Annotated in this window: 13 protein-coding genes; 4 read left to right on the top strand and 9 right to left on the bottom strand. The window is 70.4% G+C overall.

The features are described from left to right. Window positions 1-18 precede the first annotated feature (18 nt). The 4 genes from B4E30_RS10875 to gabT all read right to left on the bottom strand — a co-directional run bounded on the left by B4E30_RS10875 (window position 19) and on the right by gabT (window position 5308). Window positions 19-1578: an APC family permease gene (locus tag B4E30_RS10875; RefSeq protein ID WP_286795308.1), complete on the bottom strand. Its 1560-nt coding sequence runs from the start codon at window positions 1576-1578 to the stop codon at window positions 19-21. Next, entirely contained in the window at window positions 1575-2471 is an 897-nt protein-coding gene (locus B4E30_RS10870; RefSeq protein ID WP_071043785.1) for a universal stress protein, read from the bottom strand. The genes B4E30_RS10875 and B4E30_RS10870 overlap by 4 nt, the downstream gene beginning before the upstream one ends. Then, the gene (locus B4E30_RS10865; protein WP_286795307.1) at window positions 2468-3826 is read right to left on the bottom strand and encodes a flavin monoamine oxidase family protein; all 1359 of its coding nucleotides are present in this window, start codon (window positions 3824-3826) and stop codon (window positions 2468-2470) included. The genes B4E30_RS10870 and B4E30_RS10865 overlap by 4 nt, the downstream gene beginning before the upstream one ends. A 69-nt stretch (window positions 3827-3895) precedes the next feature. Further along, entirely contained in the window at window positions 3896-5308 is a 1413-nt protein-coding gene (gene gabT / locus B4E30_RS10860) for a 4-aminobutyrate--2-oxoglutarate transaminase (RefSeq protein ID WP_071043787.1), read from the bottom strand. A 99-nt stretch (window positions 5309-5407) separates the two neighbouring features. Here gabT and B4E30_RS10855 point away from each other — a divergent pair, with 99 nt between their 5' ends. Further along, on the top strand, window positions 5408-6937 hold the full coding sequence (locus tag B4E30_RS10855) for a PucR family transcriptional regulator (protein WP_286795306.1): 1530 nt from the start codon (window positions 5408-5410) through the stop codon (window positions 6935-6937). Between the two features lie 126 nt (window positions 6938-7063). On the opposite strand, the gene B4E30_RS10850 is transcribed toward B4E30_RS10855, so the two are convergent. Beyond that, entirely contained in the window at window positions 7064-8542 is a 1479-nt protein-coding gene (locus B4E30_RS10850) for an XRE family transcriptional regulator (RefSeq protein WP_286795305.1), read from the bottom strand. 142 nt (window positions 8543-8684) lie between these two features. Between B4E30_RS10850 and aceA the strand changes: the two genes are divergently transcribed. After that, entirely contained in the window at window positions 8685-10001 is a 1317-nt protein-coding gene (aceA, locus tag B4E30_RS10845; protein WP_286795304.1) for an isocitrate lyase, read from the top strand. Window positions 10002-10241: 240 nt separating this feature from the next. After that, a complete protein-coding gene (gene aceB / locus B4E30_RS10840) occupies window positions 10242-11918 on the top strand; it encodes a malate synthase A (RefSeq protein WP_286719711.1) in 1677 nt (558 codons plus the stop codon). Window positions 11919-11980: 62 nt separating this feature from the next. Here the strand turns inward: aceB and B4E30_RS10835 are convergent, their stop codons facing one another. Genes B4E30_RS10835 through B4E30_RS10820 form a run of 4 tightly spaced genes read right to left on the bottom strand, consistent with a single transcriptional unit; the run spans window position 11981 to window position 15520 of the window. After that, entirely contained in the window at window positions 11981-12607 is a 627-nt protein-coding gene (locus B4E30_RS10835; RefSeq protein WP_286795303.1) for a response regulator, read from the bottom strand. Next, a complete protein-coding gene (locus B4E30_RS10830; protein WP_286795302.1) occupies window positions 12604-13806 on the bottom strand; it encodes a sensor histidine kinase in 1203 nt (400 codons plus the stop codon). The genes B4E30_RS10835 and B4E30_RS10830 overlap by 4 nt, the downstream gene beginning before the upstream one ends. Window positions 13807-13835: 29 nt before the next feature. Beyond that, entirely contained in the window at window positions 13836-14645 is an 810-nt protein-coding gene (locus tag B4E30_RS10825) for an ABC transporter permease (protein ID WP_071043793.1), read from the bottom strand. Then, complete coding sequence (locus B4E30_RS10820) at window positions 14642-15520, bottom strand: ABC transporter ATP-binding protein (RefSeq protein ID WP_286795301.1); 879 nt, start codon at window positions 15518-15520, stop codon at window positions 14642-14644. The genes B4E30_RS10825 and B4E30_RS10820 overlap by 4 nt, the downstream gene beginning before the upstream one ends. 120 nt (window positions 15521-15640) lie before the next feature. On the opposite strand from B4E30_RS10820, the gene B4E30_RS10815 reads away from it, so the two are divergent. Next, window positions 15641-16776 (top strand): pyridoxal phosphate-dependent aminotransferase (locus tag B4E30_RS10815; RefSeq protein ID WP_286795300.1); only part of this gene is annotated, 1136 nt, incomplete at its 3' end.

Here is a 16776-nt window from a genome sequence, read left to right as displayed (position 1 = left end):
TTCCTTTCGTTCGGCCGGTCAGCGCCGGCGGCGCCGGAGGCTCTCGGGGGCCGCCATCGAGAGGGTGCGACCGCGGAAGAAGTCGGGGCGTCTGACGGCCTGCCACACCATGATCACCACACCGACGACGATGATCAGCATCCCCAGCACGAAGACGAGGCCCAGTCCGCCGACCGACGAGCCGCTGCCGTAGTCGGGATCCATCGAGTCCACCAGGGTGGTGACGAACAGCACGGCGAGGATGATGCCGCCTACGAGCGGGAAGACCAGGGTGAAGACGGCGCTGCGCACCGAGTCGAACCACTGGTGCCGGAAATACCACACGCACGCGAAGGCCGTGATGCCGTAGTAGAAGCAGATCATCATGCCGAGCGTCGTGATCGTGTCCCACAGCACGTTCTCGCTCACGAACCTCATCACCGCGTAGAACGCCGACGCGACGAACGCCGAGACGAGGGTCGCGAATCCGGGCGTGAAGAACCGCGGGCTGACCTGCGCGAAGCGGCGCGGGAGGGCGCCGTAGTGCCCCATCGCGAGCAGGGTGCGCGCCGGACCCACGAACGTCGACTGCAGCGAGGAGGCCGAGCTGGTGAGCACCGCGAGCGAGACGAGGAACGCGAGGGGGCCGAGGATCGGCCCGGCGAGCGCGAAGAAGACGTTGTCCTGGATGTCGGGGTTGCCGAGGCCGAACTCGCCCTCTCCCGTGCCCGCGTACATCAGCAGAGCCACGGAGATGAGCAGGTAGAGGATGACGATCGTCACCACCGTGAGGGTCGCCGCGCGCCCCGGCGTCTTGTCGGGGTCCTTCGTCTCCTCGTTCATGGTGAGGGTCACATCCCATCCCCAGAAGATGAAGATCGACAGGGACAGCCCCGCGGCGAAGGCGCTGAACGACGACACCGCGAAGGGGTTGAACCACGACAGGTCGAACGGGGTCGCCTCGAACGCCGATCCGTTGGAGAACTCCACCAGCGCGGCACCGGCGAACAGCACCAGCACGAGCACCTGGAAGCCCACCAGCACGTACTGCAGCTTCTGCGTCGTCTGCATGTCGCGATAGGAGACGAAGGTCGCCCCCGCCATGAACAGCAGGCAGACGATCACATTGATGACGGGGTTCGCGGCGAGATCGGCGATCTCGGGCGCCCCGCTCAGCTGCGCGATGAGCAGGAACAGGAAGTCCACGGCGATGCCGGCGAGATTGGACAGCACGAGGATCGTCGCGGCCACCAATCCCCAGCCGGCCATCCAGCCCACCCACGGACCGAAGGCGCGCGCCGCCCAGGTGAAGGAGGTTCCCGAGTCGGGCATCTCCCGGTTCAGCTCCCGGTACCCGAAAGCGACCAGGAGCATCGGGATGAACCCGACGAGGATGATCGCCGGCACCTGCACGCCCACCTCCGACACGGTCGGCCCGAGGGCGGCGGTGAGGGTGTAGGCGGGAGCGATGCAGGAGATGCCGATGACGACGGCACCGATGAGGCCGACGGTGCCGGCGGAGAGTCCCTTGCGGGAGATGCCGCCGGCGTCGTCGCCGGCGGCGGGAGCGAGGGGCGCGGCGCCACCGGAAACGCTCATCGCCGCCCTCCTTCCTGGGTCGGGGCGGTGCGCGTGCGCGGCACCACGATCATGGGGACGGGCAGTTCGTGCAGCATCTTCGCCGCGGTCGAACCGAGGAACAGCCGGCGGGGCTGGGCGAGGCGGCTGGAACCGACGAGGGCGACTTCACCCGGGGTCCACTCCAGCGCGGCGACGGCGTCTTCGATGGACTCGCCCTGACCGACCACGACATCGGCCCGCACATCCGCGGGCAGGTCCGCCCGCGCGGCGACGAGCACTTCGTCGGCGTGCGCGGCTCCCGCGATCCGGATGACACCGGTGTCGACGGTGGGCGGCAGGTCGACCGTGACCAGCGAGAGCAGGCGCAGCGGAGCGCCGCTCGCGCGCGCCAGGTCGACGGCTGCCCCCATGAGCACGTCGGCGCCGGGGCGCATGCCGATCGCGGCGGTGACCCGGTCGAGGGGACGTGTCGCGTCGAGGTCGCGGATGCCTCGGGGCGCCAGCGCGACCGGAACGTCCGACGAGTGCAGCAGCTCGGTGGCCACCGACCCGAGCCGGTGACGCCCGCGCAACCCGCCGCGACCCGCGCCGATGACGATGTGCGATGCGCCCAGGTCGTGGGCGGCGGCGATGAGGCCCGACGCGAACGACTCGTCGTCGCGCACGTGCGTGCGCACCTGGACACCGTCGGGTGCACGGTCGGCCGCCTCTCGCAGCCACGCCTGCGCCTGCTCGTGCAGGTACCGCTCGTATCCGGGATTGGTCGGGGTGATGACGCTGCGTCCCTCGGCCGGGAGCACGACGACGATCTCGAGCACGGCGCCGGTGGCGCGGGCCAGGCGCGCGCCGAGCGCGACGGCGTCGGCCCCGGTGTCGGTCGCGGTGTACCCGACGACGACGTGCGCGGTCATGACCGGTCCTCGGCGACGATGTCGGCGGCGACGAGGCGGCCCATTCGGATGGCACCGTCGACGTGCTGGAAGCCCGCACCGGCGATGTCGCTGCAGGCGAATCGGATCGGCCCGACCGGGGTGCGAAGGTCCGCGCCGTAGCGCTCGAGCCCGCCGAGGTCGAAGCTGGCGGCGTAGGCGCCGCGCGTCCACTCCTCGCTGCCCCAGTCGCTCTCGTAGTACACGACCGGGTTCTTCGCCTCGGGCCCGTAGTAGTGCGACAGAGACTCCAGGATGCGCTCCTTGCGCTCCGCATCCGACAGCCGGAAGAGGTCGTCGGCAGTGCGGTCGGAGACGAATCCGACGAGCGTGCCGCGCGGATCGCCGTGGTTGGTGTTGTCGTAGGCCTCGTGGGCGAGCTCGTACGGACTGAACGCGGTGCCGGACAGGCCCTGGTCACGCCAGAACGGCCGGTCGTACACGGCGTGCACCTTGATGACGAACCCCATCGACAGGTGCTGGTGCATCTGGTGCTGCAGACGCGGCAGCGGCGGGACGAACGTGATCCGGTCGTACAGCACGGGCGCGAGCGCGAGCACCGCGTGCCTCGCCTTCACCGTCACGCCCTCGGCACTCGCCGTCACGGTGTCGCCGGCCCATTCGAGCGCGCGCACCGGCGCGCCCAGGATGACGTCGGACCCCAGCCGCTCGGCCAGCAGCAGCGGAACCTGCTGCAGTCCGCCGACGACGCGCTTGTCGAGGATGAAGTCCGCGTCGACGAGATTCGAGTACGACCCGGCCGACGCGGCCATGAGCAGCGACTGCAGCAGCGAGAAGGTGTGGGTGGGCTTGGTCAGCATCGCCGAGCCCGTCGCGAAGGCGAGGTTGCGCACCGCCTCGTCGTCGTCGGTCTGCTCGCGCAGCCACGCGTCCCAGGAGATGCGGTCCCATTCCGCCGCCTTCTCGTGCGCCCAGGGTCGATCGGGATCGATCTCGGCGACCATCGCATCCAGGCGCTCGGTGAGCTCGGCGATGACGCGCTCGGTCTCCGCCGACACCGGGAACATGTCTCCGGTGAAGCGTCGGGCGACCCCGTCCGGGCCGACGTAGACGCTGTCACCCTCGCGATACCGGGAGAACGTCGACAGCCCCAGCTCGGCGGTGGTCTCGATGAGCGCATCCTGATCGGGCGAGACCCACTGGCCGCCGATCTCGAGCATCGCGCCGTCGATCTCATCCGTCCACAGCCGTCCGCCGACGCGATCGCGGGCCTCGAGGACGGCCACCGAGAGACCGGCCTTCTTCAGTTCGTGCGCAGCCGTCAGACCCGCCGCACCGGCACCGACGACCACCACATCACGGGTGAGTTCGCGCATCGTGCTCCTTCGCATGGGGATGTCGTGATCGCCGGCCCCGCGTCCCCTTCCGCGGGCCGGCGGGAGTCGTCAGTCGGCGTCGGGCCTCGGTGCGTCGTCGTCGCTCAGTCGCGGCGCCGTGCCCGACTCGGCGGCGTCGATCTCGCGTGCGAGCACGTCCATCGCCTCGTGCAGCAGGTCGTCGCCGATCGACAGCGGCGGCAGGAACCGCAGCACGTTGCCGTACGTGCCGCACGTGAGGACGATGACGCCCTCGGCGATGCAGGCCTTCGCGACCGAGGTCGTCAGGGCCGCGTCGGGCGCGCCGGTGGCCGGGTCGACGAACTCCGCCGCGACCATCGCGCCACGTCCGCGGACCTCGCCCAGGCGCGCATCGACCGCCTGGATCGCGGCGAGGCGATCGCGCAGGATCCCGCCGATCTCGTCGGCACGATGCGCGAGGTCGTCGTGCTCGAAGCTCTCGATCGCGGCGAGGGCCGCCGCGCAGGCGATCGGGTTGCCGCCGTAGGTTCCCCCGAGGCCGCCGAGGTGCGAGGCGTCCATGATCTCGGCGCGGCCGGTGACCGCCGCCAGCGGCAGTCCGCCGGCGATTCCCTTGGCGGTCGTGATGAGGTCGGGGACGATCCCGAACAGGTCGCTCGCGAACATCGCACCGGTGCGGGCGAAGCCGGTCTGCACCTCGTCGGCGATGAAGACGACGCCGTTCGCGCGGCACCAGTCGACGAGGGCGGGCAGGAAGCCGTCGGCGGGAACGATGAATCCGCCCTCGCCCTGGATGGGCTCGATGACCATCGCCGCGAGGTTCTCCGCGCCGACCTGCTTCTCGATCTGCGAGATGGCGCGGGCGGCGGCTTCCGGTCCCGACAGTCCGTCGCGATACGGATACGACACCGGCGCGCGGTAGACCTCGCCGGCGAACGGACCGAAGCCGCTCTTGTAGGGCATCGCCTTCGCCGTGAGGGCCATGGTGAGGTTCGTACGGCCGTGGTAGGCGTGATCGAACGCGACCACGGCGGGGCGGCCGGTGTGCTTGCGCGCGATCTTCACCGCGTTCTCGACGGCCTCCGCGCCCGAGTTGAACAGGGCGCTCTTCTTCTCGTGATCACCGGGTGTGAGCCGGTTGAGGGCCTCGGCCACCGCGACGTAGGACTCGTAGGGCGAGATCATGAAGCATGTGTGCGTGAACTGCGCCACCTGCTGCTGAACCGCGGCGACGACGGCGGGGTGGGCGTTGCCGACGGTGGTCACGGCGATGCCGGATCCGAGGTCGATGAGCGAGTTGCCGTCGGCGTCGACGACGACGCCCCCGCCGGCGGCGACCGCTTCGACGGGCACCGTGTGACCGACACCGGCACTCACGGCGGCCGCCTTGCGGGCGAGCAGCGCCCGTGACGCCGGGCCGGGGATCGCGGTCACGAGACGGCGCTCTTGAGGGAGAGTGGGTCCGCCGACGGGCACGGTCTCGAGGGCAGTGGTGTTCATGGGGGCGAGCGTAGGAGCGCGGCACCGTCGTTCGCACCGGCCGCCATGTACATTCTTGATGCGAACCTATACGAGCCGTACAGCATCCGAGGAGGCCGCATGCCCACCGCCCCGACGCACCCCACCGTCGCGTCGCTGCTGCGTCGCGGCGATCTGTCTCTGCGCTTCCTGGGCACCGTCGACGAGGAGCAGCTGGCGCGCGAGGTGCGCTGGGTGCACTCCAGCGACCTGGCCGATCCCACGCCGTTCCTCTCGGAGGGACTCGTGCTCCTGACGACCGGACGCCAGTTCGACGGCGTCACCGACGACGCCTATGCGCCGTACGTCGCGCGACTGGCCGACCGGGGCGTGGCCGGCGTGGGATTCGGCACCGAAGTCGTGCGCGACGGCGTTCCCACTCCACTGATCGACGCCTGCCGAGCCGCGGGCATGCCGCTGTTCGAGGTGCCCTACCGCACGCCGTTCATCGCCGTCGCGCGAGCGAACGCCGAAGATGTCGCAGCCACCTCCTACGCCCGCCGCACGTGGGCGCTGTCGGCGCAGCGGGCGATCGCGCTCGCTGCGCTCCGGCCCGATGGGCTCGGGGCGACCGTCGCCGAGCTCGCGCGTCAGCTCGGCGCCTGGGTCGGGCTGTTCGATGCCGCCGGCGAGCTCTCCCGGCAGCATCCCGCCAACGGCCTCGAGCCCGCGACGGCGACCACGTTGCGGGAGGAGATCGGCGCGGTGCTGCGGCGCGGGGCACGCGCCGGGTCGTCCCTGCGAATCGGCGCGACCCCGTTCACCCTGCAGACGCTCGGACGCGGCGGGCACCTGCGCGGGGTCATCGCGATCGCAGCCGGCGACCTCGATCGCGAGGGGCGCGGGGTCGTCACGGCCGTGATCGCCATGGCGGGGCTCGCGCTCGAACAGCACGGCGACCTCGCCCGCGCTCGCGGCGCGCTGCGGGCCGGGGTGGTGCAGTCGCTGCGCGGCGAGGACTCCGCCGCCGCGCGACGCATCGCCCGAGACGTGTGGGGGCCGCTGCCCGAACCGCCCCTCGCGGTGGCCGTGACCGACGCGAGCGCCGCCTGGTCCGACGCGCTCGCCGAATACCTCGAAGTGCGGGCGGACGAGCGCCGCGGCACGCTCTTCTTCGGGCGGAGCGACGACGGCCTCGTGATCGTCGCACCGGCCTCACGCATCGACGTGCTCGACGATGTCGTGGAGCGGTTCGGATGCCGCATCGGCGTCGCCTCCCCCGCGACCTACGACACCTTCACGCGAACGATGGAGCAGGCCCGCGTCGCCCGGGACCGCGGCGACCGCGGCGTGACCCGCTTCGCCGACGTCGCCCGCGCCGGCATCCTCACCGCTCTCGACACGGCGGATGCCCGCGCCCTGGCCTCCGCAGCCCTGCACCCGCTCGTGGTGTACGACGCCGCCCACGGCGCGGAGCTGCGTGAGACGCTGCGCGCGTGGCTCGGTGCGGACTGCTCGCACGAAGCGACCGCCCGCGCCCTCGGCGTGCACCGCCACACCGTGCGCGCCCGCCTCTCATCGGCCGAGAAGGTGCTCGCACGCGACCTCGCCTCCTTCGCCGTGCGCGCCGAGCTGTGGGCTGCGTTCCAGGCCCTCGAACCCACCCCCTGACACCGCCCGCGCCGCGCGCCTTCCCCGTCCGCGCCACACCTCGGACGCGAACGTGCTCCGCAGTCACTTGATGCGGGTGTCGCCTCAGCAGACCCGCACGACGCGACTGCGGAAGATGTGCCGGCGTCAGCGGGGTGCGTGGGCCTCGAGGAACTCGTACACGTCGGTCGTGTCGACGCCGGGGAAAGAGCCGGTGGGGAGGGTCGCCAGAAGGGTCCGGGGCGTGCGCACGTTCGGCCACGAGTATTCGCGCCACGAGGCCTCGAGGTCTTCCGGGGCCCGACGGCAGCACACCTCCACGGAGTGCTTCGACACACCCCGGTTGGTCGTGTCGCGGCCGAGGAACCATTTCGTGTCGTCGAAGCGCACGCCCACACTCACCGAATGGGCGCCCTCGCTCGAGAACTCCACGCGGGCGGTGCACCAGTATGTGCCGTTGCCGGTGTCGGTGTACTGGTAGTACGGGTTGAAGTGGTCGTCGACGTCGAAGACGACGCGACTGGTCCACTTGCGGCAGCACATCTGCCCCTCGATCGCCCCCAGCCGGTCGGCGGGGAAGTTCACGTCGTCGTTCTCGTACGCCTTCGTGATCGTGCCGGACTCGTGCACCTTGAGGAAGTGCACCGGGATATCGAGGTGGACCGTCGCGAGATTGGTGAATCGGTGCGCGGCCGTCTCGTACGAGACCGAGTAGGTGTCGCGGAGATCCTCGATCGAGATCGCCCGGTCGCGCTTGGCCGCCTGCAGGGCCGGCACCACGTGCGCCGCGGGCATGAGGAGCGCACCGGTGAGGTAGTTCGTCTCTACGCGCTGACGCAGGAACTCCGCGTAGTCGGTGGGTTCGGTATGGCCGAGGATCCGACTCGACAGCGCCTGCAGCACCGCGGTCCGCGGGTCGCCCTTCGACGTCAGCCGGCTGGACAGATACAGACGTCCGTTTCGGATGTCGGCGACGCTGCGCGTGGTCTGCGGCAGGTCGGGAACGTAGTGCAAGGTGAATCCGAGGTGCGCCGCGATGTCGGATGCGGTGCGCTGGGTGAGCGGGCCGCCGGGGTGGTCGACGGCGTCGAGGATCTCCCGCGCCCGCTCCTCGAGCTCGGGGAAATGGTTGTTCTGCGTGCGCATGAGGCGACGCAGCGACACGTTGGCGCGGCGCGCCTCCTCCGGGGTCGCGGCTCGCTCATCGCGGAGCCGCTCGATCTCGCCCTGCAGCGCGAGCATCGTCCGCAGCGCGTCGTCGGGCATGGTCTTGGCGATGCGGAAGGGCGCGATGCCGAGCGCCTGGAACGTCTGGCCGCGCATCGCACGCTCGAGCGCGATCTCCATCGAGGCGCGTTCGTCGAGGGGCTCGGTCTGCAGCAGCGCGTCCAGTGACGTGCCGAGGGCGCGCGCGATCGCCCGCAGCAGCGTGAGCTTGGGCTCCCGGCGCCCGTTCTCGATCATCGACAGCTGGCTCGGTGCGCGGTCGACCGCGGAGGCGAGCGCATCGAGCGTCATGCCCTGAGCGGTGCGCAGCTGGCGGATGCGCCGGCCGATGGTGAGGGTGTCCACCTCTTCATCATCAGCCGGCTCGACCTCGTCCACGAGGGTCTTCGCGCTCTCCATGGGCCGATTCTGTCACGCGAGCAGAATTTTGGGGAATCTTCACTTCGGTTTTGTTCGGATCGGGACTGAAAATTCACACACAGTGGTGTCACGACCTCCCGACGGCACCTCGTCGCCAGGGACAACACCAGGAGAAGAGCCGATGACGTATCTCGCCACCCCCGGACAGCCGCCCCTCCGCGCGGGCGATCAGACGCAGACCGCAGCCGAGCTCCAGCGGGTCTGGGACACCGACCCGCGATGGGACGGCGTCGAACGCACCTACACGGCCGACGACGTCATCCGCCTGCGCGGCTCGGTGCGCGAGGAGCAGACCCTCGCGCACCGGGGCGCCGAGAACCTCTGGAACCTCCTTCACACCGAGGAATACATCCGCGCACTGGGCGCCTACACCGGCGGCCAGGCCGTGCAGCAGGTGCGCGCGGGGCTGAAGGCCATCTACCTCTCCGGCTGGCAGGTCGCCGCCGACGGAAATCTCGCCGGACAGACCTACCCGGACCAGAGCCTGTACCCCGCCAACTCCGTGCCGGCGGTCGTGCGCCGCATCAACAACGCGCTCATGCGCCAGGACGGCATCGAGCACGCCGAGGGAGAGATCACCCGCGACTGGATGGCGCCCATCGTCGCCGACGCCGAGGCCGGGTTCGGCGGGCCGCTGAACGCCTACGAACTGGCGCAGTCGATGATCCAGGCCGGCGCCGCCGGCATCCACTGGGAGGACCAGCTGGCCAGCGAGAAGAAGTGCGGCCACCTCGGCGGCAAGGTGCTCGTGCCGACGCAGCAGCACATCCGGACGCTGAACGCCGCGCGTCTCGCGGCTGACGTCGCCGGTGTGCCGACGGTCATCATCGCGCGCACCGACGCCCTCGCGGCCGACCTGCTCACCAGCGACGTCGACCCGCGCGACCAGGAGTTCACGACCGGCGAGCGCACGAGTGAAGGCTTCTACCGCGTGCGCCCGGGTCTGGATGCGGTCATCAGCCGCGGCCTCGCCTTCGCCCCTTACGCCGATCTGCTGTGGGTCGAGACGGGCGAGCCGGACATCGAGCTGGCGCGCGCGTTCGCCGAAGCCATCCAGGAGAAGTTCCCCGGAAAGCTCCTCGCCTACAACTGCTCACCGAGCTTCAACTGGAAGCGGCACCTGGACGACGAGCAGATCGCCACGTTCCAGGCGGACCTCGCGGCGCTGGGCTACAAGTTCCAGTTCATCACGCTGGCCGGCTTCCACGCCCTGAACCACTCCATGTTCGACCTCGCCCGCGGCTACGCCGAGCGCGCCATGAGCGCCTACGTCGAGCTTCAGGAGGCCGAGTTCGCTGCAGAGGCGCAGGGCTACACCGCCACCAAGCACCAGCGCGAGGCCGGAACCGGCTACTTCGACCACCTCTCGACGGCGCTCAACCCCGACAGCGCCACCCTCGCCCTCGTGGGATCCACCGAGGCGCAGCAATTCCACTGACCCAACCCCCTACCCCTCACCCCCATAGCCCTCAGCCCCATAGCCCTCAGCCCCATAGCCCTCAGCCCCTCACCCCATAGCCCCTCACCCCTTTGCATGTCCCACTTTCTGCTGCTCTGACGCCGCAGAAGAGCAGAAAGTGGGACACCAACCCCGGGAGGCCGGGATGCGGGACCGGGGACAGCGGGGATGCGGGACCGGGGGCGACCGGGACGACCGGGAACGACGACTGGAGACATCATGACCATCACCGATACGGGCATGCCGCCCACGACCGACCAGAACCGCCCCACGACGGGACCGATCCCGACGGGCGCCGGCACGGCATCCATCGAGATCGTCGGCGAGAGCCGGGACCGCTACGACGAGATCCTCACCCCCGACGCCATCACCTTCCTCGCGGCGCTGCACCACCGCTTCGCCGGTCGGCGACACGACCGGCTCGCCGACCGCATGCGCCGACGCTTCGAGATCGGCAACGGGCACGACCCGCACTTCCGTCACGACACCGCGCACATCCGGGAGGACCCCGACTGGCGCGTGGCGGGCGCGGGACCGGGGCTCGAGGACCGTCGCGTCGAGATCACCGGCCCCACCGACCCCAAGATGACGATCAACGCCCTGAACTCGGGCGCAAAGGTGTGGCTGGCCGACCAGGAGGATGCCACCAGCCCGACCTGGCGGAACGTCATCGAAGGGCAGCTGTCGCTCTACGACGCGATCCGCGACCGGCTGACGTTCACGAGCGACGCGGGCAAGGAATACCGGGTCACCGCCGAGCGAACGCCCACGATCGTGATGCGGCCGCGCGGCTGGCATCTGGTCGAGGAGCACATCCGGTTCTCCGATCGGCTCGGCCGGTCGATGGCGGCCTCCGGGTCGCTCGTGGATTTCGGGCTGTACGTCTTCCACAACGCCGCCGAGCTGATCGACCGCGGGCGTGGACCCTACTTCTACATCGCGAAGCTGGAGTCGGCTGAGGAGGCCAAGCTCTGGGATGACGTGTTCACGTTCACCGAGGAGTACCTGGGCATCTCCCACGGCACGATCCGTGCCACGGTGCTCATCGAGACACTGCCGGCGGCATTCGAGATGGAGGAGATCCTCTTCGAGCTGCGCGACCACTGCGCCGGCTTGAACGCCGGCCGCTGGGACTACATCTTCTCCATCATCAAGAACTACCGAGGCCGCGGGGCGCGCTTCGTTCTCCCCGACCGCAGCGAGGTGACCATGACGGTGCCGTTCATGCGCGCCTACACCGAGCTGCTCGTGAAGACGTGCCACAAGCGGGGCGCCTTCGCGATCGGCGGCATGAGCGCCTTCATCCCGAACCGCCGCGACCCCGAGATGACCGCGATGGCGATCGAGAAGGTGGCCGCCGACAAGAAGCGCGAGGCCGGCGACGGCTTCGACGGCACGTGGGTGGCGCATCCCGATCTCATCCCGACCGCCCGGGCGGAGTTCGACGCGGTCCTCGGCGAGCGCCCGAACCAGGTCGATCGACAGCGCGACGACGTGCAGGTGACCTCCGCCGACCTGCTGAACCTGCAGATCGGCCGCCCGATCACCGCGAAGGGCGTGCACGACAACGTGTCGGTGGGCATCCGCTACATCGAGGCGTGGCTGCGCGGTCTCGGCGCGGTGGCGATCGACGGGCTCATGGAGGATGCCGCGACCGCGGAGATCTCACGCAGTCAGATCTGGCAGTGGATCCACCAGGACCGCAGCACGGAGGAGGGCGACGCCATCACCCGCGAGTACGTCGAGGGGCTGATCACGGGGGTGCTGGGTGAGGTGGAGCGCTTCGACGGCGACCGCTTCGACGAGGCCGCGGAGATCTTCCGCGACGTCGCGACCGGCGAGGAGTTCCCCGCGTTCCTGACCCTCGGCGCGTACGCCCGCTACCTGGCCGCCTGACCCGCCCGTCGAGTGCTCGCACCCCGCGATCCACCAGCGGGTGCGGGCGCTCGACGGCGGCGTCAGGGAAGCAGACCACGCTCCATCGCGAGGGTCACCGCGCGGGTGCGGTCGGTGACGCTGAGCTTGTCGAACACGCGCAGCAGGTGCGTCTTGACGGTCGACTCGCCGATGCCGAGATCGACGGCGATCTGCTTGTTGCTGCGTCCGGCCGCGACCAGACGCAGCACCTCGGTCTCCCGGGTGGTGAGGGATGCCGCCGCTTCCGTCGACGGCTCTCGCATGCGCTGCACGAGCCGCACCGCCACCTGCGGACTCAGCGCGGTCTGCCCGGCGGCGACCGAGTGGATGCCCGCGACGATCTCGTCCCGCGGGGCGGCCTTCAGCAGATATCCGCTCGCGCCGGCTTCGATGGCAGCGAGGATCTGGTCGTCGGATTCATACGTGGTGAGGATGAGCACGCGAGCCGCGTGCTCGGACACCAGGCGCGCGGTGGCCTCGACGCCGTCGACACCGGGCATGCGCAGATCCATGAGGACGACGTCGGGTGCGGTGGCCGCGACGATCCGCACCGCCGCCGCTCCGTCGGCGGCTTCCCCGACGACCTCCAGCCCCGGCTCGTCGGAGAGCAGGCCCGCGAGACCGGCACGCACGACGGGGTGGTCGTCGACGATGACCAGGCGGATCATGCGTTCTGCTCCTCGGGGAGGCCCGCAAGCGGAGGGGTGGCGATCGGTAGGGCGACCGTGAGCACGGTGCCCCGGTCGGGTGTCGTGTCGATCGTCAGGGTCCCGCCGGCGAGCGCGACGCGGTCGGCCATGCCGTCCAGGCCGTAGCCTGTGCGCCGGCGGTCAGGATCGAAGCCGCGGCCGTCGTCGACGACGGCGAGCCGGATGCCGGAGGCATCGGCCTCGACGATGACCCGGACGGATGCGGCACCGGCGTGCTTGCGCACGTTCGACAGCGCCTCCTGCAGGCAGCGCAGCACCACCAGCTGCGCGTCGCGCGTCATCCCGTCGTCGCCCTCGAGCGCCACCTCGACCTGCACGACGAGCCCGGCCTCGGCACGGAATCGCTCGGCAAGTCGCTCCACCGCCGCCTCCAGGACCGCGTCGCCCGGGACCGCGGCCGTGCGGGCGACGAGACCCCGGGCCTCGGCGAGCGCATCCCGTGAGAGCTGTTCGACGGTCGCGATCGTCTGCGCGGCCGCATCGGTCTCGCCGCGCCCCAGCTGCCTTCCGGCTCGCTCGCTGAGCAGTGTCAGCCCGGCGAGCGTCTGAGCGAGAGTGTCATGGATGTCGCGGCCGAGACGTTCCCGCTCGTCGGCGGCGCCGCGCTCACGGCTGAGCCTCTCGACCTGCTCCTGCGCATCGGTGAGCTCGGCGACCAGACGGGCACGGTCTTCGCCGTACTCGGCGATCGCGCTGATCCACAGCCCCAGCGAGACGGCGAAGACGAACGAGACGCCCGCGGTGAGCAGACCGGACCACATCGCCTCCGACGAGAAGGCCCCGTTGAGCAGGAATCCCACGAACGTGGCTGCCGCGACGCCCGCGCTGCCCACGATCGCTTCCCTGCGCGCGGGGGTGGTCACCCAGACGAGCGGGTAGGCGAGGGTCTGCAGCATCGCCAGGAACGGCGCCGCGGCGATGCCGATGACGATGGCCAGCACGACGAGCGGGATGCCCACCGCGAGGCGCCAGGTCGGTGCGGCTCCCGTCACGATCCCCGGACGCAGGAACGCGTAGCCCGCGACGAACACGAGAAGCGAGACTGCCGTCAGCCACCACCCCGACGGGCCCGAGGCACCGAGGCCCGCCAGCGAGAGCGCCGCGATGGCGGCGAGCCCGGCCGCGACGGCGATGTCCCACCAACGTGTGTTGTACATGTGCTCTCCGAGAGGCTGTGGGATCGAGGCTACGCGTCGCGACGGTTCCAGCGGAACGTCAGCCGCGCCAGCACCAGACCCACGATCAGCCAGACGCCCAGCGCCACGGCCACGCCCCCGAGGTTCCATTCACCGCCCTGCTCGAGCACGGCGTACTCGGCCGGCAGGAAGACCTCCCGCATGCCCTGCGCCATCCACTTCACCGGCAACACGCTCGCCGCCGTCTGCAGCCAGTCGGGCAGCAGGAAGAAGAAGAGGTAGACGCCGGAGATGAACTGCACGACCAGCACGATCGGGATGATGACGGCGCTCGCGCTTCGTCCCGACCGGGGGACCGCCGACAGCGCTACTCCCAGCAGCGCGGAGGTGACGACCCCGAGCACGAACACCCACGTGAAGGTGAGCCACTTCTCGGGCTCGGTCGGCAGGGGCACCTGGAAGACCACCACGGCGAACAGGATGATCAGCCCGGCCTGAACGACCGCCGTCACCCCGACCTGACCGATCTTGCCGAGGAAGTACGAGACCGGTGACAGGGGCGTCGCTCCCAAGCGCTTGAGCATCCCGTTGGTGCGCTCGGTCGCGATGTCCATCGCGAGGTTCTGGAACCCCGACAGCAGCATGCCGGCCGCGAGCATGGCGGGCAGGTACATCTGCGCGACGGGGATGGCGGGCAGTCCCGGACCGGCTGTGAAGTCGCCGTCCGCGCCGAAGATCGTCGAGAAGAGCGCCAGCAGCGCGATCGGGAAGAGGAAGGTGAAGACGAGGGTGTCTCCGGAACGGACGTACTGGATCAGTTCGAAGCGGGCGCGCCAGGCGCCCAGCGCGACGGTGCTCATCGTGCGGCCTCCATCGGGGCGGGGTCGGATGCGGCCGAGTCGGCCACGAGGTCGAGGTAGACGTCTTCGAGGGTGGGGCGAACCACTTGGAGGTCGGGCGGCTCCCCGCCGAGACGCCTCACCAGGTCGGCGACGACGGCGCCGGGCTCGTCCGTGCGACGCTCACGGAGCGCGTCGCCCTCGCGCCAGCGGACGATGGGGGTCCGCGCGGACGCCCCGCCCACATCGTCGACGCCTCCGAGCGCGCGAAGTCGCCCCTCCGCGATGATCCCGACGCGATCGGCGAGCTGAGCGGCTTCGTCGAGATAGTGGGTGGTGAGCACGATCGTGACGCCCTCAGCCGAGAGAGAGCGGATGAGCTCCCAGAACGACCGGCGGGCGGCCGGATCGAACCCGGTGGTGGGCTCGTCGAGGAACAGCACCTCGGGGCGCCCGATGATCCCGAGGGCGACGTCGACCCGGCGCTGCTGTCCGCCCGAGAGCTTCGAGACCCGGCGGCCCGCGAGCTCGGTCAGCCCGACGGCCGCGATCACCTCGTCGACGTCGCGCGGGTGCGGATAGAACCCGGCGAACTGGGTCAGCTGCTCGCGCACCGACAGGGCGCCGAGTTCACCGGCCGACTGCAGGACGACGCCGATGCGGGCCCGGAAGGCGGCATCTGCCCGGGCCGGGTCGTGACCCAGCACCCGCACATCGCCGCTGTTGCGCCGACGGTATCCCTCGAGGATCTCGACCGTCGTGGACTTTCCCGCGCCGTTCGGGCCGAGGAGAGCGAACGTCTCACCCATGCGGATATCGAAGGACACGTCGTCCACGGCATTTCGGCGCCCGTACTGTTTGCGCAGGTTCTGCACCTGCACCGCGATCTCTGCCATGACATCCAGGGTTCCGCGGATGCGCGCCGCGCGACAGCGCCCATCCGGCTGATCTGGCGTCCCCCATCCGGTGGACCCGCGCGGGGTTTCCGGGTATCTGCGGGCGACTACGCTGGGGGCGTGACCGAACGTGCCCCGCTGTCCCGCAAACTGTCCGCGATCGCCGAGTCCGCGACCCTGAAGGTCGACGCGAAGGCGAAGGCCCTCAAGGCCGCCGGCCGGCCCGTGATCAGCTATGCCGCCGGAGAGCCCGACTTCGCCACGCCGGATTTCATCGTCGACGCCGCCGCACAGGCCCTGCACGATCCAGCGAACTTCCGCTACACGCCGGCCGCGGGTCTGCCCGTGCTGCGCGAGGCGATCGCGGCGAAGACGCACGAGGACTCCGGCCTGGAGGTCGACCCCTCGCAGGTGATCGTGACCAACGGCGGCAAGCAGGCCGTCTACCAGGCCTTCCAGACCGTGGTGAACCCCGGCGACGAGGTGCTCCTGCCCGCGCCCTACTGGACGACCTACCCCGAGGCGATCGCCCTCGCCGACGGCGTGCCCGTCGAGGTGTTCGCCGGCGCCGACCAGGAGTACAAGGTCACCGTCGCCCAGCTCGAAGCGGCTCGCACGGAGAAGACCACCGCGCTCGTGTTCGTCTCGCCGTCGAACCCGACGGGCTCGGTCTACACCGCCGATGAGGTGCAGGAGATCGCCGAGTGGGCGCTCGAGCACGGCATCTGGATCATCTCGGACGAGATCTACCAGAACCTCGTCTACGAAGGCGTCCGTGCCACGTCGGTGGTCGAGGCAGTCCCCGAGGTCGCGGCGCAGACGATCCTCGTCAACGGCGTCGCGAAGACCTACGCCATGACGGGATGGCGCGTGGGCTGGATGATCGGGCCCGCCGACGCCATCAAACTCGCCGGCAACCTGCAGTCGCATCTGTGCAGCAACGTCAACAACGTCGCGCAGCGGGCCGCGCTCGCGGCCCTCACCGGACCTCAGACCGAGGCCGAGAAGATGCGCACCGCCTTCGACCGCCGTCGGGGCCTGATCGTCAGCGAGCTGCGGAAGATCGACGGCGTGGAGGTGCCGACCCCGCTCGGTGCGTTCTACGCCTACCCCGACGTCACCGGCCTCCTCGGGCGCGAGTGGGCGGGCGCGACGCCCACCACCTCCCTCGAGCTCGCCGACCTCATCCTCGAGAAGGCCGAGGTGGCGGTGGTTCCCGGCGAGGCGTTCGGGCCGAGCGGCTACCTGCGTCTGTC

Source organism: Microbacterium sp. UBA3394, assembly GCF_002358725.1.
Classification (GTDB): Bacteria; Actinomycetota; Actinomycetes; order Actinomycetales; family Microbacteriaceae; genus Microbacterium; species Microbacterium luteum.
This window is presented reverse-complemented; position numbering and strand designations above follow the sequence as displayed.

What these genes read in the sequence shown, in the direction of transcription:
- B4E30_RS10855 (WP_286795306.1), top strand. Translation starts at nt 5,408, where the DNA reads ATGCCCACCGCCCCGACGCACCCCACCGTCGCGTCGCTGCTGCGTCGC.
- B4E30_RS10835 (WP_286795303.1), bottom strand. Translation starts at nt 12,607, where the DNA reads ATGATCCGCCTGGTCATCGTCGACGACCACCCCGTCGTGCGTGCCGGT.
- B4E30_RS10830 (WP_286795302.1), bottom strand. Translation starts at nt 13,806, where the DNA reads ATGTACAACACACGTTGGTGGGACATCGCCGTCGCGGCCGGGCTCGCC.
- B4E30_RS10820 (WP_286795301.1), bottom strand. Translation starts at nt 15,520, where the DNA reads ATGGCAGAGATCGCGGTGCAGGTGCAGAACCTGCGCAAACAGTACGGG.
- B4E30_RS10875 (WP_286795308.1), bottom strand. Translation starts at nt 1,578, where the DNA reads ATGAGCGTTTCCGGTGGCGCCGCGCCCCTCGCTCCCGCCGCCGGCGAC.
- B4E30_RS10870 (WP_071043785.1), bottom strand. Translation starts at nt 2,471, where the DNA reads ATGACCGCGCACGTCGTCGTCGGGTACACCGCGACCGACACCGGGGCC.
- aceB (WP_286719711.1), top strand. Translation starts at nt 10,242, where the DNA reads ATGACCATCACCGATACGGGCATGCCGCCCACGACCGACCAGAACCGC.
- B4E30_RS10850 (WP_286795305.1), bottom strand. Translation starts at nt 8,542, where the DNA reads ATGGAGAGCGCGAAGACCCTCGTGGACGAGGTCGAGCCGGCTGATGAT.
- gabT (WP_071043787.1), bottom strand. Translation starts at nt 5,308, where the DNA reads ATGAACACCACTGCCCTCGAGACCGTGCCCGTCGGCGGACCCACTCTC.
- B4E30_RS10825 (WP_071043793.1), bottom strand. Translation starts at nt 14,645, where the DNA reads ATGAGCACCGTCGCGCTGGGCGCCTGGCGCGCCCGCTTCGAACTGATC.
- B4E30_RS10865 (WP_286795307.1), bottom strand. Translation starts at nt 3,826, where the DNA reads ATGCGCGAACTCACCCGTGATGTGGTGGTCGTCGGTGCCGGTGCGGCG.
- aceA (WP_286795304.1), top strand. Translation starts at nt 8,685, where the DNA reads ATGACGTATCTCGCCACCCCCGGACAGCCGCCCCTCCGCGCGGGCGAT.